The organism is Mycobacterium sp., from assembly GCF_035603715.1.
Taxonomy (GTDB): Bacteria; Actinomycetota; Actinomycetes; order Mycobacteriales; family Mycobacteriaceae; genus Mycobacterium.
The window spans coordinates 1-19,467 of the sequence record NZ_DATNJW010000340.1; the positions used below are offsets into that span (position 1 = coordinate 1).

19 protein-coding genes are annotated in these 19,467 nt (G+C 66.2%); 9 read left to right on the plus strand and 10 right to left on the minus strand.

Annotated features, from left to right (window positions below):
- A partial coding sequence (locus VN856_RS14095) for an alcohol dehydrogenase catalytic domain-containing protein (RefSeq protein WP_325690018.1) occupies positions 1-653 on the minus strand: 653 nt, incomplete at its 3' end.
- A gap of 95 nt (positions 654-748) precedes the next feature.
- On the opposite strand from VN856_RS14095, the gene VN856_RS14100 reads away from it, so the two are divergent.
- Both VN856_RS14100 and VN856_RS14105 read left to right on the plus strand, forming a co-directional pair.
- Positions 749-1,582 carry a serine hydrolase domain-containing protein gene (locus VN856_RS14100; protein WP_325690019.1) on the plus strand — a complete coding sequence of 278 codons (834 nt, stop codon included), beginning with the start codon at positions 749-751 and terminating at the stop codon, positions 1,580-1,582.
- A gap of 119 nt (positions 1,583-1,701) precedes the next feature.
- Entirely contained in the window at positions 1,702-2,214 is a 513-nt protein-coding gene (locus VN856_RS14105) for a DUF3145 domain-containing protein (protein WP_325690020.1), read from the plus strand.
- Here VN856_RS14105 and VN856_RS14110 read toward each other — a convergent pair.
- Both VN856_RS14110 and VN856_RS14115 read right to left on the minus strand, forming a co-directional pair.
- Positions 2,195-3,118 carry a diacylglycerol kinase gene (locus VN856_RS14110; protein ID WP_325690022.1) on the minus strand — a complete coding sequence of 308 codons (924 nt, stop codon included), beginning with the start codon at positions 3,116-3,118 and terminating at the stop codon, positions 2,195-2,197. The two genes, VN856_RS14105 and VN856_RS14110, sit on opposite strands and share 20 nt — an antisense overlap.
- Complete coding sequence (locus VN856_RS14115; RefSeq protein WP_332845755.1) at positions 3,115-4,695, minus strand: FAD-binding oxidoreductase; 1,581 nt, start codon at positions 4,693-4,695, stop codon at positions 3,115-3,117. Before VN856_RS14115 ends, VN856_RS14110 begins: the two co-directional genes overlap by 4 nt.
- 41 nt (positions 4,696-4,736) lie before the next feature.
- On the opposite strand from VN856_RS14115, the gene VN856_RS14120 reads away from it, so the two are divergent.
- The 7 genes from VN856_RS14120 to VN856_RS14150 all read left to right on the plus strand — a co-directional run bounded on the left by VN856_RS14120 (position 4,737) and on the right by VN856_RS14150 (position 11,519).
- A complete protein-coding gene (locus VN856_RS14120) occupies positions 4,737-5,300 on the plus strand; it encodes a helix-turn-helix domain-containing protein (RefSeq protein WP_325690026.1) in 564 nt (187 codons plus the stop codon).
- Positions 5,294-6,832, plus strand: coding sequence for a glycerol-3-phosphate dehydrogenase/oxidase (locus tag VN856_RS14125; RefSeq protein ID WP_325690050.1), 1,539 nt, complete (start codon positions 5,294-5,296; stop codon positions 6,830-6,832). Before VN856_RS14120 ends, VN856_RS14125 begins: the two co-directional genes overlap by 7 nt.
- Positions 6,833-6,887: 55 nt before the next feature.
- On the plus strand, positions 6,888-7,508 hold the full coding sequence (locus VN856_RS14130; RefSeq protein WP_325690028.1) for a TetR/AcrR family transcriptional regulator: 621 nt from the start codon (positions 6,888-6,890) through the stop codon (positions 7,506-7,508).
- Between the two features lie 75 nt (positions 7,509-7,583).
- Entirely contained in the window at positions 7,584-9,203 is a 1,620-nt protein-coding gene (locus VN856_RS14135; RefSeq protein WP_325690030.1) for an FAD-dependent monooxygenase, read from the plus strand.
- Positions 9,200-9,994, plus strand: coding sequence for an SGNH/GDSL hydrolase family protein (locus VN856_RS14140; protein ID WP_325690032.1), 795 nt, complete (start codon positions 9,200-9,202; stop codon positions 9,992-9,994). Before VN856_RS14135 ends, VN856_RS14140 begins: the two co-directional genes overlap by 4 nt.
- A 33-nt stretch (positions 9,995-10,027) precedes the next feature.
- On the plus strand, positions 10,028-10,747 hold the full coding sequence (locus tag VN856_RS14145) for a TetR/AcrR family transcriptional regulator (RefSeq protein ID WP_325690034.1): 720 nt from the start codon (positions 10,028-10,030) through the stop codon (positions 10,745-10,747).
- Positions 10,740-11,519 carry a class I SAM-dependent methyltransferase gene (locus VN856_RS14150; RefSeq protein ID WP_325690036.1) on the plus strand — a complete coding sequence of 260 codons (780 nt, stop codon included), beginning with the start codon at positions 10,740-10,742 and terminating at the stop codon, positions 11,517-11,519. The genes VN856_RS14145 and VN856_RS14150 overlap by 8 nt, the downstream gene beginning before the upstream one ends.
- A 103-nt stretch (positions 11,520-11,622) precedes the next feature.
- Here the strand turns inward: VN856_RS14150 and VN856_RS14155 are convergent, their stop codons facing one another.
- The 7 genes from VN856_RS14155 to VN856_RS14185 form a co-directional block, all read right to left on the minus strand.
- A complete protein-coding gene (locus VN856_RS14155; protein WP_325690038.1) occupies positions 11,623-13,044 on the minus strand; it encodes an acyl-CoA carboxylase subunit beta in 1,422 nt (473 codons plus the stop codon).
- Positions 13,045-13,084: 40 nt separating this feature from the next.
- A complete protein-coding gene (kasB, locus tag VN856_RS14160; protein WP_325690040.1) occupies positions 13,085-14,353 on the minus strand; it encodes a 3-oxoacyl-ACP synthase KasB in 1,269 nt (422 codons plus the stop codon).
- Between the two features lie 82 nt (positions 14,354-14,435).
- Positions 14,436-15,686 (minus strand): 3-oxoacyl-ACP synthase KasA, encoded by a 1,251-nt coding sequence (gene kasA, locus VN856_RS14165; protein ID WP_325690042.1) that lies wholly within the window; start codon positions 15,684-15,686, stop codon positions 14,436-14,438.
- On the minus strand, positions 15,683-16,006 hold the full coding sequence (gene acpM / locus VN856_RS14170) for a meromycolate extension acyl carrier protein AcpM (RefSeq protein WP_325690044.1): 324 nt from the start codon (positions 16,004-16,006) through the stop codon (positions 15,683-15,685). Before acpM ends, kasA begins: the two co-directional genes overlap by 4 nt.
- Before the next feature lie 102 nt (positions 16,007-16,108).
- On the minus strand, positions 16,109-17,017 hold the full coding sequence (locus VN856_RS14175; RefSeq protein ID WP_325690046.1) for an ACP S-malonyltransferase: 909 nt from the start codon (positions 17,015-17,017) through the stop codon (positions 16,109-16,111).
- 128 nt (positions 17,018-17,145) lie between these two features.
- Complete coding sequence (locus tag VN856_RS14180; RefSeq protein ID WP_325690048.1) at positions 17,146-18,444, minus strand: PucR family transcriptional regulator; 1,299 nt, start codon at positions 18,442-18,444, stop codon at positions 17,146-17,148.
- Positions 18,445-18,494: 50 nt separating this feature from the next.
- Positions 18,495-19,467: transketolase-like TK C-terminal-containing protein (locus tag VN856_RS14185; RefSeq protein ID WP_414686958.1), on the minus strand; the 973-nt coding region annotated here is incomplete at its 5' end.

The window sequence follows — 19,467 nt, forward strand, 5'->3', positions numbered from 1 at the left end:
TCCAGTTTGGTGTTGTCGGTGTCGATCGCGATGATCCGTTTGGCACCGACCAGTGCCGCACCGGCGATCGCCGCATCGCCGACGCCGCCACACCCGATGACGGCAACGGTGTCGTCGCGGGTGACCGCGCCGGTGTTGATCGCCGCGCCCAGACCGGCCATCACCCCGCAGCCCAGCAGACCCGCCACGGCCGGGTCGGCGGCGGGGTTGACCAAGGTGGCCTGGCCGGCAGCCACCAGCGTCTTGTCGGCGAACGCGCCGATCCCGAGCGCCGGTGTCAGTTCGGTGCCGTCGGTGAGCGTCATCTTCTGTTCGGCATTGAACGTGTCGAAGCACAGCTGCGGCCGCCCACGCTTACAGGCCCGGCACTGCCCACAGACCGCGCGCCAGTTCAGGATGACGAAATCGCCCGGCGCGACGGCGGTTACGCCTGCGCCGACGGATTCGACGGTGCCCGCGGCCTCATGGCCGAGCAGGAACGGGTACTCGTCGTTGATGCCGCCCTCGCGGTAGGTCAGATCGGTGTGGCAGACCCCGCACGCGGTGATGTCGACGACGACCTCGCCCGGTCCGGGATCGGGGATGACGATGTCGACCAGCTCGACGGGTTCGCCCTTTTTGCGTGAAATCACGCCGCGCACTGTCTGGCTCATGGGTTTCAACCTAGCGCTTGGTCGGCCTAGCTCAATTGCCCGCTCCTCCTCATCGCGCTGCGCGCTCTGCATCGTCGTCGGTAGTCTGCTGCGCGATGGCCGGACTCCCTGCATTGCAAGCACTCGACGACTGGCCGGTGCCGAACGTGGCCGCCGCGGTGGTCGGCCCATCCGGGGTGCTCGCCAGCCACGGCGACACCGAACAGCAGTTCGCCTTGGCGTCGGTGACCAAACCGTTGGTGGCACGTGCCGTGCACATCGCGATCGAAGAAGGCGCGGTGGAGCTGGATACCGCGGCGGGGCCGCCCGGATCGACCGTCCGGCATTTGCTGGCCCACGCTTCGGGCCTGGCGATGCTCACCGGGCAAACCCTGGCCAGACCCGGCACCCGCCGGATGTATTCCAATTACAGCTTCGCGGTGCTGGCCGAGACCGTGCAGCAGGCGTCCGGCATCGAGTTCGGCCGCTACCTCAGCGAGGCGGTGCTGGAACCACTGGGTATGACCGCCACCCGCTTGGACGGCGGCGCGCAAACTGCCGGTTACGGCGCGACGTCGACGGTTGCCGATCTGGCGGCGTTCGCCGGTGACCTGCTGTGCCCGACGACGGTGTCGGCCGAGATGCATGCCGAGGCGACGACAGTGCAGTTTCCCGGCCTGGACGGCGTATTGCCCGGCTACGGGGTCCAGCGGCCCAACGATTGGGGGTTGGGTTTTGAGATCAAGGACTCGAAATCACCGCACTGGACGGGCGCGCACAACTCGCCGGGCAGCTATGGCCATTTCGGTCAGTCAGGGACTCTGATCTGGGCAGATCCACGCGCGAAGCTGGCGCTGGTGGTACTTACCGACCGCGATTTCGGTGATTGGGCGCTGCCGCTGTGGCCGGCTATTTCTGACAATGTGCTGAGCACCTACAACTCGCACTAGCGCAACATAGGCATCACAGGGCACAATAGACACGCAAGGCACATCAATCGTTATAACTGCTCGTCGGATTCACCAGGTCGTTGGGGAAGACGTCCCTCGTGGAGCCGAAGGAGCAACATATGCGTGCGTCGAATCAGTTCGCCGACGTGGCGACGGGTGTGGTCTATGTCCATGCCTCGCCCGCCGCGGTGTGCCCGCATGTCGAATGGGCGTTGTCGTCGACTCTTGCCTCCAAAGCCAACCTGAAGTGGACCCCGCAGCCGGCGATGCCCGGCCAGTTGCGTGCCGTCACCAATTGGGTCGGTCCGGTGGGCACCGGCGCCCGGCTGGCAAACGCCTTGCGCTCGTGGACGGTGCTGCGGTTCGAGGTCACCGAAGACCCCAGCACCGGCGTCGACGGGCAACGGTTCTGCCACACGCCGCAGCTCGGGCTGTGGAGCGGTGCGATGAGCGCCAACGGCGACGTGATGATCGGCGAGATGCGGTTGCGGTCGATGATGTCCGCGGGTGCCGATGCGCTGGCCGCCGACCTGGATTCGGCGCTGGGCACGGCCTGGGACGAAGCGCTCGAGGCCTATCGCGATGGCGGCGACGGCGCTGAGGTGTCCTGGCTCAACCGTGGAGTTGGTTAGGCCGCCGCAGCAGACGCAGCGCACCCGGCACCGCCGAGATCTGGGCGGGCAGCGCGCACGCATAGTCACCGTCGGCGTAGACGTTGATACCCCGCGATTCCACCTCGACAGTCGTCGCCCGCGCCGTCGTCACCTCGTCGAGATTGACGTGCGTCCCTTTGTAAACGGTGGGGAAGAGACGGATCAGCCGGGTCCGCGACGACGAGTGCACCATGGTGACATCGAGTTGGCCATCGGTGGGATCGGCGCCGGGGCAGACCAACATTCCGCCGCCGTAGCTGCGGGTGTTGCCGAAGGCCGCCAGCGTCAGATCGGTCACGATCTCCTCGCGGCCGTCGAGCACCAGCCGGAACGGCAGCAGTCGTAGCTGGGAGAGTTCGGCGAGCATGGCGAGGTTGTAGCGCATCCGGCCACGCGGCCACCGCATCCGATTGGCCCGGTCGGTGACCAGTGAATCGAAGCCCGTCGCTGCGACGGTGCCGAACCATTTGGTTGCGCCGTGGCTGTCGCGAATCTGGCCCAGGTCGATGGTTTCGGTCCAGCCGTCGGCAATGATGTCGGCGGCGGCGACGGGATCTTTTGTCGGCAAACCGAATTCGCGGGCATGATCGTTGCCGGTGCCGGCCGGGATGATGCCCAGCGGAATGTCGGTGCCCGCCAACGCTTGCAGTGCATCGGTGATCACGCCGTCGCCGCCGACCACGACCAGCGCGTCGGTGCCCTGGTCGACGGCGGCGTGCAGCAGTCGGCGTGCGTGTTCGGCGTCGCTGCCGACGATGGCCACAACATCGATGCCTCGTTGTTGCAGCCGGGTGACCGCCGTCTCGGCGGCGTGCGGCGCGTTTCCGTGTCCCGACGCCGGATTGGTCAGGACCGTCACCCGGCCAATCTGGCGGGTGGTCACGGGATCAGCTTGCCGGGGTTGAGAATTCCCGCGGGGTCCAGTGTCGCCTTGACCGCTCGCAATACCTGCACACCCAAGTCGCCCACCTCGTCGCGCATCCAGGGCCGGTGGTCGGCGCCGACGGCGTGGTGGTGGGTGATCGTCGCGCCGGTGGATACGATCGCATCGCACGCGGCGGTTTTGGCGGCACGCCATTGCTCGATCGGGTTGCCGCGCTGCCCCGCGACGACCGTGAAGTACAGCGAGGCACCGGTGGAGTACACATGCGAAATGTGGCACAGCACCAGCGCCGGCGTGCCGGATTCGGCCAGCGCCCCCGTCAGCGCATCGGTGACTGCGGCTTTCAACGTGGGGAGGTTCGACCAGTCGGTGGCCGTCTCGAGGGTTTCGCAGAGCGCGCCGCTGGCCAACAGTGCGTCGCGCAGGTACGGCGCGCCGAACCGGCCGCGCTCCCAGGCTCGCGCCGGAGCCTCGCCGAGCGACGTGCCACCCTGGGCCGCCATCAGCGCCCGGGTCTCGGCATGTCGGCTTTCGGCGTGCGCCTCGGTGCCTTCGAAGACGGTGATCGCCAGGCAGCCCCCGGTGATCTGACTGTCGCCGATGGAGTCGGTGGTGGCCAGGTTGACACCGGTCTCGGCCTCGTCGGACAGCCGGATCACGGTGGGGCCCGCGGCGGCTTGGGTGACCGCGCGTAATGCCGCCGTGCCCGTGGCGAAGTCGGGAAACGACCATGCCTCGTAGCGGGTGGCCTGGGGTGCGGGGTGGACCCGCAATCGGACCCGGGTGATCACGCCGAAGACACCCTCCGAACCGATGACCAGTTGACGCAGATCCGGTCCGGCCGCCGACTGCGGTGCCCGGCCGAGGTCCAGCACGCCGGCGGGCGTGATCGTGCGCAGTCCGCGAATCATGTCGTCGAACCGGCCGTAACCCGCCGAATCCTGACCCGACGAGCGGGTCGCGGCATAGCCGCCGAGGCTGGCGAACTCGAAGCTCTGCGGAAAATGCCCGAGCGAAAACCCATGCGCAGCAAGCAGTTCCTCGGCTTGCGGGCCGGTGACACCGGCGCCGAATTCGGCCTCGCCGGAGACCTCGTCGAACGCCAGCAGCTGGTCGAAGCGTCGCAGATCCAACGACACCGCTGCTGCGAACTCGCCGCGGATCGGATCGAGGCCGCCGACCACGCTGGTGCCGCCACCGAACGGGACGACGGCGATGCCATGCTGCGAGCAGTAACGCAGGATCGCGGCGACCTCGTCGTCGGTGCCGGGCAGCAGTACCGCATCGGGAGCATCCTGAAGACCGGAGTCCTTGCGCCGCAACAGATCCAGAGTGGACTTGCCGCCGGCGCGCAGCAGTCGGTCCTGATCGTCGACGCAGCAATGGTCCGGCCCGACGATGGCGGCCAGTGCCTCGCGGTCGGCTGTCGTCAACGCCGACGGGCGCAGCTGCACCTGATCGGCTTCGAGTTCGGCCTCGGGTGACCCGGTCACGCCCAGCGCCTGGGCCAGCAACGAGCGGATTCCCTCCGAAAGCGGTTTGGCTTCGTCGGGATCGCCCCAGGCATTCCACTTCATCGGGGGTAGCAAGTTGGCAGACATGCGTTACAGTATTACACATGCTGTCAATCAGTAATGCGCCGGTGCAGGACCGGATACTCGCCGCCGCCGCCAGTTGCGTCGTCGATTTCGGTGTCGAGCGCGTGACGTTGGCCGAGATCGCGCGGCGCGCCGGCGTGAGTCGCCCGACCGTGTATCGACGCTGGCCGGACACCCGCTCGGTGCTCGCGGCGCTGTTGACCAGCCACATCACCGAAGCCTTGGCCGAGGTGCCGATTCGCGGTAGCGGTCGTACGGCGATTGTCGATCGGGTGGTCGCGGTAGCCGAGCGGCTGCGCGGCGACGACCTGGTGATGGCGGTACTGCGTTCGGAATTGGCGCTGGTTTACATCGCTCAGCGGCTTGGCAGCAGCCAGCAGCTACTGATCGACGCGCTCGCCGCCGACCTGCGTGCGGCGCAACGCGACGGCACCGTGCGGTCCGGCGATCCCCGTCAGCTGGCCGCGATGGTGCTGCTGATCACCCAGTCGACGATTCAGTCGGCCCAAATCGTCCGCCCGATCCTGAACGCCGACGCGCTGGCCACCGAACTCGCCTACTCACTGAATGGATACCTATCGTGACATCAACGGCTCTGAACGCTGCGCGTCGAAGCGCCGACCTGAGCGCCCTGGCCGACGGGGCGCCGACCGATGTTGTGGTGATCGGCGGCGGTATCACCGGCGTCGGCATCGCCTTGGATGCGGCCTCGCGAGGCCTGCGGGTGGCGTTGGTGGAAAAGCACGACCTTGCCTTCGGCACCAGTCGGTGGAGCTCCAAGCTGGTGCACGGCGGGCTGCGCTATCTGGCGACCGGCAATGTGGGGATCGCCCGGCGCAGTGCCGTCGAACGCGGAATTCTGATGACGCGCAACGCCCCTCATCTGGTGCGGGCGATGCCGCAGCTGGTCCCGCTGCTGCCGTCGATGGGCCGGATGGAGCGGGCGCTGGTGCGGGCCGGGTTTCTCGCCGGCGACGTACTGCGCAAGACGGCGGGCACACCCGGATCGGTTTTGCCCGGCTCACAACGAATTTCGGCGCGACGAGCACTCGAGATGGCTCCGGCCGTTCGGCGCGACGGCCTCGACGGCGGGCTCTTGGCCTACGACGGGCAACTGATCGACGACGCCCGGCTAGTCTCGGCCGTCGCGCGAACCGCGGCCCAGCGGGGTGCCCGGATCTTGACCTATACCGCGGCCTCCGAGGCCACCGGGAACTCGCTGCGGCTGACCGATCAGCGCAGCGGCGAATCATTCGACATCTCGGCGCGCGCGATCATCAACGCCACCGGGGTGTGGGCGGGGGAGATCGACCCGTCATTGAAGCTGCGGCCCAGCCGCGGCACCCACCTCGTCTTCGATGCCAAGACACTCGGCAATCCGACGGCGGCGCTGACGATTCCGATCCCCGGCGAACTGAATCGCTTCGTCTTCGCGATGCCCGAACAACTGGGACGGATCTACTTGGGGCTCACCGACGAGGACGCTCCCGGGCCGATTCCCGATCTGCCGCAACCGACATCGGGGGAGGTTGCGTTCCTGCTGGACGTGGTGAACACCGCGCTGGGCATCACGCTGGACCGCTCCGACGTGATCGGCTCCTATGCGGGACTGCGGCCGCTGATCGACACCGGAGCCGGCCGCACCGCCGACGTATCCCGCGACCATGCCGTCGTCGAATCGCCGTCCGGGCTGATCAGTGTGATCGGCGGCAAGCTGACCGAGTACCGGCACATGGCCGAGGATGTGCTCGACCGCACCGTCCAATTGCGCGAACTCGAAGCCGGCAAGTGCCAGACCCGAAACCTGCCACTGGTCGGTGCCTCCGCGAATCCTGGGTCGACGACCGCGCCGATGGCCGGGCTGCCGGAATCGCTGTTGCTGCGCTTCGGGGCGGAGGCGGCCAATGTGATCGCCACCGCGACCTGTGAGCGGCCCGCCGAGCCGGTCGCCGACGGGATCGACGTGACGCGTGCGGAATTCGAGTACGCAATCACCCACGAGGGCGCGCTGACGGTCGACGACATCGTGGACCGTCGCACCCGAATCGGCCTGGTGGCCGGCGATCGCGAACGAGTCACCGGCGTTGCTGAGGAGCTTCTGGCGCAGGTCGGCTGACCCGCATGCGATAGCATCTAACGGAACTAATCCGTATCGGCTAAGGGGCCAGAGTATGAAGCAGGCGGCGAGCAACCCGCGCCCGGCACGAAGCCCCGGGCGCCTCGATCGGTCGCTCGATGCGACCATCCTCGACGCCGCGCTGGCCGGTGTGGCCGAACAGGGCTACGACCGGTTGAGCATGGACGACATCGCGTCCCGCGCGGGCGTCGGGAAGGCGGCGATATATCGTCGGTGGCCGTCGAAGGCCGTGGTGGTGGCCGATGCGATCGCCCACTGGAGACGGCGACTCGGACCCGTCGAGCCGCCGAACACCGGCAGCCTTCGCGGCGACATCGATGCGCTGATCGCGGCCGTTCCTGACCTGAATGACGCTGATATCAGCACAATTCAGGTCATCGTCGGCGTGGCGACCGCTGCGATGCACAATCCGGTCTTGGCAGCCGCGCTGGATGACCTGGTGTTCTCTACTCCTCGCCAGGTGGTCCGGGCGGTACTGGACCATGCGGTGGCTCGCCGGGAGATACCGGGCGGCCGCGATCTGAGTCTGATCCCCGACGTGGCCCTGGGTCTCAACGTGCTGCGGGTGATGACGGGACGGCCGATCGACCGGGTCTACGTCCGGCGCGTGCTCGAAGACGTGATCTTGCCACTCGCAGGCGCGTCGGCGCCCTGACAGTTGCGCGTTCCACCCGTAGGTGCCACTCTGACGTAGGCGGAACTAATCAGTTCCGCCTGGAAGGGGAGCGCAATGAGCGTCGTCCGTGTTCCGGTCCTGATCGTCGGCGCGGGAGCCGCCGGACTTGCCACCTCGGCGCTGCTGGCCAAGCACGGGATCAACTCCCTGCTGGTGGAAAAGCGGCGTGAGATCTTCATCTACCCAAAGGCGCGAAATCTCAGCTTTCGCAGCCTGGAGATCTTGCGCGGCCTGGGCGTGGGCGACCAGGTCCGCGCGGTCGCCGACCGAGTTTCCGACATGGTGGTCAAGCCGACGCTGAACAGTCCGGAAGAAAAGCTAGCCATCGACATCGACGCGATTTTCGCCGGCCTGGATCAGCTGAGCCCTGAGCGCGCCGTGCAGTACTGCCCGCAGAGCAGCCTCGAGCCGATGCTGCTCGCCGAAACCCGGCGGCGTGGTAGCGAAGTGCGTTACGGGACGGAGTTGCGTTCGTTCGAACAGGACGACACCGGCGTCACCGCGGTGCTGCGTGATCTGGATTCCGGTGAGGACCAGACGGTCCGGGCAGACTTTCTGATCGGCGCCGACGGTGTGCGCAGCAAGGTCAGGGAATCGCTCGATGTCACAACGTCGGGATACGGGGCGCTGCCGATCTTTGTCGTCTTCATCTATTTTCGTGCCCCCTGGAAGAGGTTCGTCCCGCATCTGAACGAAGGCGATGGCGTTCAGGTCAAGAATCCAGACGTGGACGGAATATTCCTGGAGGCCAAGGACGACCTCGGCATGTTCATCACCACCTATTTCCCCGACAAAGGGGAGACCGCAGCGCAATTCACCCCGCAGTACTGCAGTGACGTGCTCACCAAAGCCGTCGGCGAACCGATCGACCTCGAGATCATCGAGGCCGCGGCATGGCAACCATACGAACAGGTAGCCGACCAATTCCAATGCGGGCGAGTGTTTCTGGTCGGCGACAGCGGGCACACCATGCCGCCGTTCAAGGCCGGGGGAGCCAACACCGCCATCCAGAGCGCGCACAACCTGGCGTGGAAACTGGCCGCAGTTCTGCGTGGAACGGCCGATGCGGCGTTACTGGCCAGCTACCACGCCGAGCGGTATCCGGTCGCCCGGTTCGCCGCTCGTCAGTCGCTCACCGGGCCGACGGTGGCCTTGATCGACCTGGACGACCAGGGTCCGGGATTACCGGCTGAGGAGGAGGCGTCGATGTTCGCCTTGCTGGTCGGCTACCAATACCGCTCTACTGCAGTCGTTTCCGATCAGCCCGGCCCCGACAATTCAGACGCCGCGTCCTTGGTTGACGAGTTGACCGGCCAGCCCGGCACCCGGGTGCCTCATGCCTGGGTGCGGTACGGCCGCAAGCGGGTATCGACGCTCGATCTGGTTGGCCATGACTTCACCCTGCTCACCGACGACGACGGCGTGCCATGGACCGAGGCCGCGGCATCGGCGTCCGCCGTCCTGGGCATCCCCATCAACATCCACCGGATCGGGCCCGCGGGCGATGTGCAAGATCCCGACCGCGCGTGGCCGCAGGCCGCGGGAATCGCGAACGGCGGAGCGCTGCTGGTCCGCCCCGACGATTTCGTCGGTTGGCGGGCCGCCACTCTTCCGCAATCGCCGGCAGACGACCTCCGCCGGGCGCTATGTCAGATTCTCGGCAGGGTGTCGTGACGGACCCGCGCCGACAGAGTCTGCCGCGCGAAACGGTGGTCTGTTTGGGCTCCAGCACCACCGCGTCAAAGGGAACCTACAAATGGATCGACGAGCTGGAGAAGCGGCCGCACAACAAACGATTCCGTTTCGTCAACCTGGGTGTGGGCGGAGATCTGTCGTTCAATACCGTCGGCTTGCTCGATCGCGTGGTCGCCTTACAACCGGATCGGGTGGTCGTCCTGATCGGGACCAACGACGTCATGGCGACCGTGTTCCCGAATTTCAGGCGATTTGTCCGGGTGTGGAAGCGACTCTCAGACGGGCCATCGCCGGCGCGGTTCGAGGAGAACCTCTACTTCATTGTGCGCAAGCTGCGGCGAGGCGCCAATCCGAGGATCGGGCTGAGTTCGCTTGCCCCGCTTGGAGAAGACCCCCATTCGCGCGACCCGGTCCAAGCGCGGCTCAACGACCTGATCACCACCTACAACCAGATCATCAGCAACGTCGCGTCGAACGAGCACACGGACTACATTCCCCTCAACGAGTCCTTCCAGAGACAACTTGTCGGCGTATCGGCGCCCAAGGCATTTACCCATTTCGCACTCGGATCCTTCTACCGCGACTATGTGTTTCGGGAAATGATTCTGCGACGAAGCTTCGATGAGATCTCACGATTGAACGGTTGGGACTTCCACATCGATGGCATTCACCTCAACAGCAACGGCGGCCGAATACTCGTCGAGGTAGTGCAGCAATTCTTGGACTCTGAGGGTTCGCTCGCTCTCAAGCCCGCAGCATGTGACTGTTGACCAGAATCGAATTCTGGTCATACACTGACGACCGTGGTGGTGGAACGCTTCCGCGGTGACCGGCGGGAAAGGGCGGATCGGATCCTGGATACCGCTCGAGAGTTGTTGCTGTCCTGGGGTTATCGCCGGGTGACGATCGATGAACTGGCTCGTCGGGCGGGCGTTGGCAAGGGCACCGTCTACCTGCACTGGCGCTCTCGCGAGGAGGTGTTCCATGCGGTCAGCGCACGCGAAGCGGCGGGCATGGCGGACGCGATTGTGCAGGCGGTACGCGATGATCCGGCGGAGGTTGCACTACATCGTTATCTGCGGCGACTGTTCGTCGAGGCGATGAACCGGCCGGTGTTGCGCGCGCTCTACACCCGCGACGCCGACACTCTCGACACTTTCCTCGCGTCGACACATCATCATCACCTCGAGGAGAGCAAACTCGGAGTCAACCGCGACTATCTTGGTGTGCTCGCCGCGGAGGGCATGCTGCGACCGGGTTTGCGGCTGAACGATCTCGATTACACCTTGCCCACCATCGTGTTCGGTTTCTTTGCGGCGGAGCCGTTTCTGCCGCCGTCTCTCGGGCTGACCCTCGACCAGAAAGCCGATCAACTCGCTGACACGGTACGCCGGGCTTTCGAGCCGACTGGTGCACCGAGCAGTGCCGCCGTGAAACGCGCTGCAGCGAAGTCCATTCCGATATTGGGGCGAATTGCTCGAGACCACCGCACGGCTACCTATGGAGGCGATCCGAATGACTGAGTTGGCAACTGAGCTTACCCGCCCGCGCGGTCGGTATGGAGTGGACGGGGACTACCGGCTGATCCCAGCGCCGGTCGTTTTCGGCGGCTACCTCTTGTTATGCCTTGCCGCAGTGGTTTTCGCGGGCATGTTGCTGGTGAGCGGACGAACCGTGTTGGGTCTCGGCGTCGCTGTCGTTGCTTTCCTAATGATCAGCGTGGTTGTCAGTATCCGACGGTTCAGCCGGCGAGGAAAGTTCGAAGTCTGGGCACGCCTACTCACTCGGATAGGACTGCGCGGCGACGAACGTGTGCTTGACCTCGGCTGCGGCCGTGGCGCGGTCCTACTCACGGCGGCCAAGCTGGTTCCGCGCGGAAGTGCTGTGGGAGTGGACATCTGGCGGGCCGACCAGACCGGGAACTCGCCGGAGGCAACTCTGGCAAACGCTGATGCCGAGGGTGTCGCGGACCGGGTCGAATTGCACACCGCCGACATGACCGATCTTGCGTTTCCCGCCGACTCCTTCGATCTTGTCGTCAGCAACCTCGCGATCCACAACCTCCCGGATAACGACGCGCGACGGTCCGTCATCGACGAGGCCGTCCGTGTGCTGCGGCCCGGCGGCCATGTCGCGATCGCCGACCTTGCTTTCACCCGACAGTATGCGACCTGGCTACAGGAAAGCGGCATGGCGAGCGTCGAGCGACAAGACCTCGGCTGGCGCGCGTGGTGGGGAGTTCCGTTCATCCGCGCCCACGCCGTCACCGCAACCAAGCCAATGTCGCTGCGGTGAGCACAGATTCGCCCATCCGAACGGTCGCGCTGGAAGAAGCATTCCTGGGATCAAAAGTGGGCAGGGCGTTGATTTCCGCCCTGGTCAGATAAGGGGTACCCGCCTACAGCGGGATGTTCTTGTGCCGTCCGCGCCGTGCCGGCGCCTCGGCCAGCGCCTCGGTGATCCGGCCGCGGGTGTGGGCGGGGTCGATCTTCTCGTCGACGACGCCGATTTCGATGGCGTTATCCACACCGCCGGCGATCCGCTCGTGCTCGGCGGCCAGGTCGTCGTGCAGCGCCTCGCGCTCGTGGTCAGCCGCGGCGGCCAGCTTCTTCTTGTGCAGAATGCCGACAGCGGCCTTGGCGCCCATCACGGCGACTTCGGCGTCCGGCCAGGCGAACACCTTGGTGGCGCCCAGCGAGCGGGAGTTCATTGCAATGTAGGCCCCGCCGTAGATCTTTCGGGTGACCAGCGTGACCCGCGGAACGGTGGCCTCACCGAACGCGTGCAGGAGTTTGGCGCCGCGGCGCACCACACCGCCCCATTCCTGGTCGACGCCGGGCAGGTAGCCGGGCACGTCGACGATCACGATCAGCGGGATGCCGAACGCGTCGCACAGCCGCACGAAACGTGCTGCCTTCTCGGCGCTTTCCGAGTTGAGGCAGCCGCCGAGTCGCAGCGGGTTGTTGGCCAGCACGCCGACCGAGCGGCCCGACAAGCGGCCCAGGCCGACCACCATGGACGGCGCCCACTTGGCCTGAAACTCGTCAAACGGTGCGTCGTCGTCGAGCAGTGCGGTGACGAGCGGGTGCACGTCATACGCACGACGCGGCGACTCCGGCAACAGCGCGTGCAGGTCGCTCTCGTGCGCCTCGGCCTTGTTGCGGTCGAAATGGCCCTGCTGGCAGAACAATCCGACCAGGCGGCGACCACGCTCGTAAGCGTCGGCCTCGTCGTCGGCGACGATGTGGCAGACCCCGGACTTCTTGTGGTGCGTGTCCGGGCCGCCCAGCGAGGCCATGTCCACGTCTTCACCGGTGACGCTGCGCACGACGTCGGGCCCGGTGACGAATACCCGACCCTCGGGCGCCATGATGACTACGTCGGTCAGCGCCGGCCCGTAGGCCGCGCCGCCGGCGGCGAAACCGACCACCACCGAGATCTGCGGAACGTATCCGGACGCGCGAATCATCGCCTCGAATACCAACCCGACGGCGTGCAACGCCTTCACACCCTCGGCCAGTCGCGCGCCGCCCGAATGCCAGATGCCCACGATCGGGCTCTGCTCTTCGATGGCGGTGTCGTAGGCGTTGACGATGTGCGTGCAGCCCTCGAGTCCCATGGCCCCACCCATCACGGTGCCGTCGGTGGCAAATGCGATGGTGCGCAAGCCATTAACGGTTCCGCCGGCGGCGAGCACGCCGGAGCGGTCGCGCTCGTGCAGCAGTTCGATGCTGCCGTCGTCGAAGAATCTGCTCAGCCGCAGCAGTGGATCGCGCGGGTCGAGCGACTCATCGATTGCCTCAGGGGCCAGGGTCGTCATCGCAGGTCTCCTCGTCTCATTGCTGTTCGGGGATGCGGGATTAGTAGCGGCCAAAGGTCAACGCCACGTTGTGTCCGCCGAACCCGAACGAGTTGTTGATCGCGTACTTGTAGTCGCCGGGTCGCGGCTGGCCCGCCACCACATCCAGATCGATCTCAGGGTCCAGGTTCTTGAGGTTCAGCGTGGGTGGAATGACCTGGTCGCGCAGGGCTAGCACGGTCAGGATCGACTCGACGGCGCCGACCGCACCGACCGAGTGGCCGAGCGCAGCTTTGGGGGCATACACCGCTGCGTTGCCGCCGTGCGGGCCCAGCGCCCGGTTGATGGCCTTGCCCTCGGCCACGTCGCCGACCGAGGTGCCGGTGGCGTGGGCGTTCACGTGGTCGATGTCGCGCGGGGTCAAGCCGGCAAGTTCGACCGCCCGCTTCATCGCGTGCCCGGCCCGCTCACCGTTGGGGTCCGGCGCCACCATGTGGAAGCCGTCCGAGGTGACGCTGGCTCCCATCAGCCGGGCCAGGATGTTGGCGCCGCGCGCCTTGGCGTGCTCCTCGGTCTCGATGACCATCAGCGCGCCGCCCTCGCCGAACACAAAGCCGTTCCGGTCTTTGTCGAACGGGCGGCAGGCGCCGGCCGGGTCGTCGTTGGTTGTCGACATCACGATGCGCATCTGGGCGAACGCGGCGATAGGTACCGCTTCGATCCTGGTCTCGACACCACCGCAAATTGCGATGTCGGCCTCACCCATCGCGAGCTGCTGCCAGGCGTGGGCGATGCCTTCCGAACCGGAGGCGCAGGCCGACACCGAGGTCATCACCCCGGCCTTCGCCTGTCGCTCCAGCCCGATCGCCGCCGCCGCGCCGTTGGGCATGTACATCTGCACGGCCAGCGGGGAGACCGCCCGCAGGCCCTTTTCGCGCATGCCGTCGTAGCTGAAGATCAGTTCCTCGGTCGAGCCCATCCCAGTGCCGACGGACACCAGCAACCGATTGGTATCCACCTCGGGCGAACCCGCGTTCTCCCACAGTCTGCGGTTGAGCACGGTGGCCATCTTCTGCAGATAGCCCATCCGGCGGTTCTCGATACGGTTCAGCTGGTCGTCGAACTCCTCGAGCAGATGGCCACCGATGCGCACTGGCAGGTCGAACTCCTTGACGAACGGGTCCTCAAGGGTACGGATGCCACTTTGCCCGTCCAGCAGCGACTTCCACGTAGTCTCCGCGTCGGTTGCCAGGGCAGTCGTCATGGCGACGCCGGTGACGACGATGTTGGGGAAACCGTTCCCCGTAGCCAACTTTGACGGTGTGGTCATGGGCCCTGCGAACGCGTCCTTCCTTGTTTTTCCCGCTCCTCCTTGGACCTTCTGCGGCCCGCGTCGGCGCGAGATGCCTTGCTCAGTACCGCCCGAAAGCCAACGCGACGTTGTGTCCGCCGAAACCGAACGAGTTGTTGATGGCGTACTGGTACTCGCCATAACGTGGCTCGCCCGCGACGACGTCGAGGTCGATCTCCGGATCGGGCGTGGTGTAGTTAAGTGTCGGCGGAATAACGCCATCTCGCAGCGCAAGCACCGTCAGGATCGATTCCAGCGCACCCACGGCGCCGATGGAGTGACCCAGCGCCCCCTTGGGTGCATAGATCGCGGCCTGCTCACAACCGGCAACCCGGATGGCGTTGGCCTCGGCCGTGTCGCCGATCGGAGTGGCGGTCGCGTGTGCGTTGATGTGGTCGATGTCCTTGGGAGACAAGCCCGCCAGCTCCAGCGCGCGGGCCATCGCCCGTCCGGCACGCACGCCGTCAGCAGCCGGCGCCACCATGTGGAAGGCATCCGACGTGATGCCGGCACCCATCAACCGGGCCAGCGGCTTGGCGCCACGAGCCTTGGCGTGCTCTTCGGTCTCGATCATCATCATCGCGCCGGCCTCGCCGAAGACGAAGCCGTCGCGCTCTTTGTCGAACGGCCGCGACGCCCCTTCGGGGTCCTCGTTGCGGGTTGACATGGCCCGCATCATCGAGAACGCCGCGATGGGCAGTGCCTCGATGTTGCCCTCGACGCCGCCGCAGACCGCAAAGTCCGCGTCACCCATGACGATTTGCCGCCACGCGTGGGCGATGGCCTCCGAACCCGACGAGCAGGCCGACACCGGGGTCATCACTCCGGCGCGGGCGCCCAGCTGCAGACCGACGACGGCCGCAGCGCCATTCGGCATGATCATCTGGACGGCCAGTGGCGACACCTTGCGGGGGCCGCCCTCGTTCATCAGGTCGTAGCTCTCGACGATCTTCTCGGCACCGCCCAGCCCTGTGCCCATCACAACCGTGAACCGGTCCGGGTCGACTTCGGGGCTGCCGGCGTTCTCCCACAACTGGCCGCTGAGGTGCTTGGCCATCCGCTGGACGTACGACATCCGTCGCATGTCCAGCCGGCCCATGTGGTCGTCGACCGATTCCTTGAGGTGCCCGCCGATCTTGACCGGCAGGTCCCACTTCGTGACGAACTCGTCTTCGAGCACGCGGATGCCGCTTTCGCCGGCCAGGAGACCCTTCCACGTGCCTTCGATGTCCGGCGAGATCGAAGTCGTCGCCGTGACGGCGGTTACCACAACATTGGGGTAACCGCCGTTAGCAGTGGAAGGTTTGGTCACTTGCTGTCGGCTTCCTGCTTCGAACCCTCCGACTCGAACTTCGCGCGCAGCGCCTGAGCGGCCTCGGGGTTCTCTTCCTCGAGCTTCTGGATGTAGTTGACGACGTCACCGACGGTGCGCAGACCGGCGAGGTCCTCGTCGGGGATCTTCACGCCGTACTTGTCCTCGGTCTGCACGGCGATCTCCACCATCGACAGCGAGTCGATGTCCAGGTCGTCGACGAACGACTTCTCCGGGGTGATCTCCGACGGCTCGATACCGGTGACCTCTTCGATGATCTCGGCGATACCGGCGATGATTTCTTCCTGGCTGACGGACACGATGTGTTTCCCTTCGTAATATGTTGTGTACTGCTGACTTAACGTGCGCTATGCGGTTGTAGTAACGAACAGATTCGACGATTTGGCCCGGGGGCCAACGGTTTACAGCTCTGTCAAACCGTCCAGGTCTGCGGGGGTCTTGACGGCACGCGTTGGTACCCCGCGGAGTTCACGTTTGGCGATGCCGGATAGAGCCCCCGCTGGTGGGAACTCGACGATCGCCGTGACACTGCGCTGACGCAGAGTTTCCGAGCACAGGTCCCAGCGCACTGGCCGGGTCAACTGTGCGACAAGCTTTTCCATCGCATCGGCGGCCGAGCTCACCGGCTGGCCGTCGCGATTGGACAACAGAACGGCGGTCGGCTCGGAGGTCGCCACGCTCTGCACCGCGCCGGCGTAGCCATCGAGGGCAGAGGCCATGAACTCGGTGTGGAAGGCGCCGGCGACGCCCAATGCGCGCACCCGGGCCTTCTCTGGCGGGTCTTCGGCAAGCTTTTCCAGCGCGCTCAGCCGGCCGGCGGCCACGATCTGGCCGGCGGCGTTGCGGTTGGCCGCCACCAGGTCGAGCTGTTCGAGCCGCGCGAGCACCTCGGTCTCGTCGCCGCCGAGAACGGCGGACATGCCGGTCGGCTCGTCGGCGCAGGCCTTGGCCATCTCCGCACCGCGGGTGGCGGCCAGCGCAACGGCGTCATCGGCGGAGATCACCCCGGCGATCGCGTAGGCGGCGATTTCACCGACCGAGTGGCCGGCGACGACGACCTCGTGATCTGCGAGCAGTCCCCGCGTCGTCAACTCTTGGTGCGCAAGCAGTGTGGCGGCGACGATCAAAGGCTGGGCGATCGCGGTGTTGGTGATTTCCTCAGTCGAGGCAGTGGTGCCCAGCCGGGAAAGGTCCAGGCCGCTAGCCGTCGACCACGACGTCAGCCGTTCCGCGGCGCCGGGCAGTTCCAGCCACGGCGACAACATCCCCTCGGTCTGCGACCCTTGTCCGGGCGCAAGCAGTGCAATCACATTCTTAAGGGAACACTGTGAAGGCGTCTTTGGGCGGTGTAACAGATTATGAACCTTGTCTTATGTTTTTGTGGAAACTCCACAAAACAGCACGGGATGCGACGTGTTTGAGATCCCGCCGCAATCTGTCATCCGGCTTCGGCGGTCCCGGAAGGCACGACCAGGTCCTTTTCCACTGCCGGCGTGACAGGCGTCACTATGTTGCTAGCCACGTTGGACTGCTGGGCCTGGTACGTCAGGTGGCCCACGGTCGCGGCCACCCGAAGGACGTAAGCGTCACGCGGCAGGGTGGGGTCGCGTCCGGTGAAGTCGGCGATCCGCCGCAGTCGGTAGCGGACGGTGTTTGGATGAACGAACAACTTGCGGGCGCAGGCCTCGATCGCTCCGCCACAGTCAAGGTAGGCATCCAGGGTCTCGGTGAGGGTCGGACCGGCATCGGCGAGCGGCCGCATCACGTCGGTGTGCAATGCCGCGATGGCCGAGGCATCGCCCATCAGAGCCCGCTCGGGCAGCAGCTCGCGGGCCAGGACGGGACGCGGTGCGCCCCGCCAGCCGGCGACGGCGTTCATCCCGGAGATCGCCTCGCTGGCGCTGTGATAGGCCGCGGTCAGCATCGGCGCCGTCGGGCCGATCACCACCGGGCCATCCGAGAACGCGCCCAGCAGGTCGTCGAACACCTTCTCGGTCTGCGTCAACTGGCCGGACACGATCGCCACCAGGTACGTCCCGTGTACGTCAATGAGCGCGGCGCGTCCATGGCGTGCCGCGATGTCCCGCACGTCTTGGCTGGCGCGGTCTTCTCGGCCCAGTGGTGGCGTGCCCACCACCACCGTCGCCGGCGCGGTGGTATCCCAGTTCAGGGCGGCGGCCCGGGACAGCAGTTCAGGACCGGTGTCGCCGCGCACCACGGCGTCGACGACGCTGGCCTCCATTCGGCTGTCCCAGCTCCCACGGGCCTCGGCCGCGTCGGCGTAGGCGGTGGCCGCGCTGAAGGCCAGGTCGCGGCTGTACTTCATAATTCCCACCGTCAGCGCGGTCAACTGTTCCTCATCGCGGGTCAGCACCGGAGCAACTTCTTCGAAGTACTCCATGGTGACCCGCAGCATGTCGACCGAGTGGCGCAACGGCATCCGCCGGGTCAGATCCTGCGGCATCAGCTCGAACGCCCGGGCGGTGTAATTGACGTTGCTGTGCGGGTCGGTCATCCACTCGACGAAGCTCGCGACCGCGGTCTGCACGACCAGCGCCAGGCTGGCCCGCTGGGAGGCTTCCAGCTCGGCGAAGAACGGCAACCGCTCCTGCATTACCGTCACCGCCTGGGTGGAGAACCGACCGGAGTACTGCTTCAACCGCCGCAGCAGCGACTCCGGAACGCTGTCCAGCAATTCCAGCGTCGACCGCGGCGTCGCGAACTTCTTGTCGGGCACCCCTAAAAGCTACGCTGGTTTTCTGGATGTTTCCGCTAAAGGCGCGCGGCTCAGGCGCCCGGTCCTGGGTCGGAGGTCTGCGCGGGTGCGGCTTGCACGTCGTCGATTCGGTATTGCCGCGCTGCCGCTATCGGTACTGATGGGTCGATGTGACCGTCGTGTGCCAGCGCCTCCAGCACCGCAACGACCTGGGATTCGGCGTCGGTGTTGAAGAATCGGCGCGCGGCCGGCCGGGTGTCGGAAAAGCCGAACCCGTCGGTGCCCAGCGTGACGTAGCTGCCCGGGACCCATGGCCGGATCTGTTCGGGCACCGCGCGCATCCAGTCCGATACCGCGATGAACGGGCCCGTGGATGTGGACAGGGCTCGCGTGAGGTAAGCCTCGCCGGGGGTGCGGTCGGGGTGGCGCAGCCGTTCCTTCTGAATCGCGACGCCGTCGCGGTTGAGCTCGCTCCAACTCGTCACCGACCACACGTCGGCGGCGACATCCCATTCGGCGGCCAGCATGTCGGATGCCCGCAACGCCGCGGGCATGGCGACACCGGACGCCAGGATGTCGGCGGTGTTGGTGCGGGGTTCGGTGGCCGGCCGGTACCGGTAAATGCCCCGCAGCACGCCCTCGGGGTCAAAGTTCTCCGGCTCCGGTGGTTGCACGTACGGCTCGTTGTAGATGGTGAGGTAGTAGAAGACGTTCTCGGCGTTCTCGCCGAACATCCGGGCCAGCCCGCCCTCGATGATGTGGGCGATCTCGAAGGCGAAGGCCGGGTCATAGGACAGCACAGCCGGATTGGTGGCGGCGAGCAACGGTGATTGGCCGTCGGCGTGCTGCAGGCCTTCCCCGGTCAGCGTGGTGCGGCCGGCCGTAGCGCCGAGCAGAAAGCCACGCGCCATCTGGTCGGCGGCGGCCCACAGGCCATCCCCGGTCCGCTGGAATCCGAACATCGAATAGAAGATGTAGATCGGGATCATCGGCTCGTTGTGCGTCGAATACGAGGTGCCCGCCGCGGTGAACGAGGCGACCGAT

Coding starts and splice junctions, on each gene's coding strand:
- kasB (WP_325690040.1), bottom strand. CDS start 14,353: ATGACCACACCGTCAAAGTTGGCTACGGGGAACGGTTTCCCCAACATC.
- VN856_RS14155 (WP_325690038.1), bottom strand. CDS start 13,044: ATGACGACCCTGGCCCCTGAGGCAATCGATGAGTCGCTCGACCCGCGC.
- VN856_RS14120 (WP_325690026.1), top strand. CDS start 4,737: ATGCTGTCAATCAGTAATGCGCCGGTGCAGGACCGGATACTCGCCGCC.
- VN856_RS14150 (WP_325690036.1), top strand. CDS start 10,740: ATGACTGAGTTGGCAACTGAGCTTACCCGCCCGCGCGGTCGGTATGGA.
- VN856_RS14100 (WP_325690019.1), top strand. CDS start 749: ATGGCCGGACTCCCTGCATTGCAAGCACTCGACGACTGGCCGGTGCCG.
- VN856_RS14115 (WP_332845755.1), bottom strand. CDS start 4,695: ATGAAGTGGAATGCCTGGGGCGATCCCGACGAAGCCAAACCGCTTTCG.
- VN856_RS14135 (WP_325690030.1), top strand. CDS start 7,584: ATGAGCGTCGTCCGTGTTCCGGTCCTGATCGTCGGCGCGGGAGCCGCC.
- VN856_RS14130 (WP_325690028.1), top strand. CDS start 6,888: ATGAAGCAGGCGGCGAGCAACCCGCGCCCGGCACGAAGCCCCGGGCGC.
- VN856_RS14105 (WP_325690020.1), top strand. CDS start 1,702: ATGCGTGCGTCGAATCAGTTCGCCGACGTGGCGACGGGTGTGGTCTAT.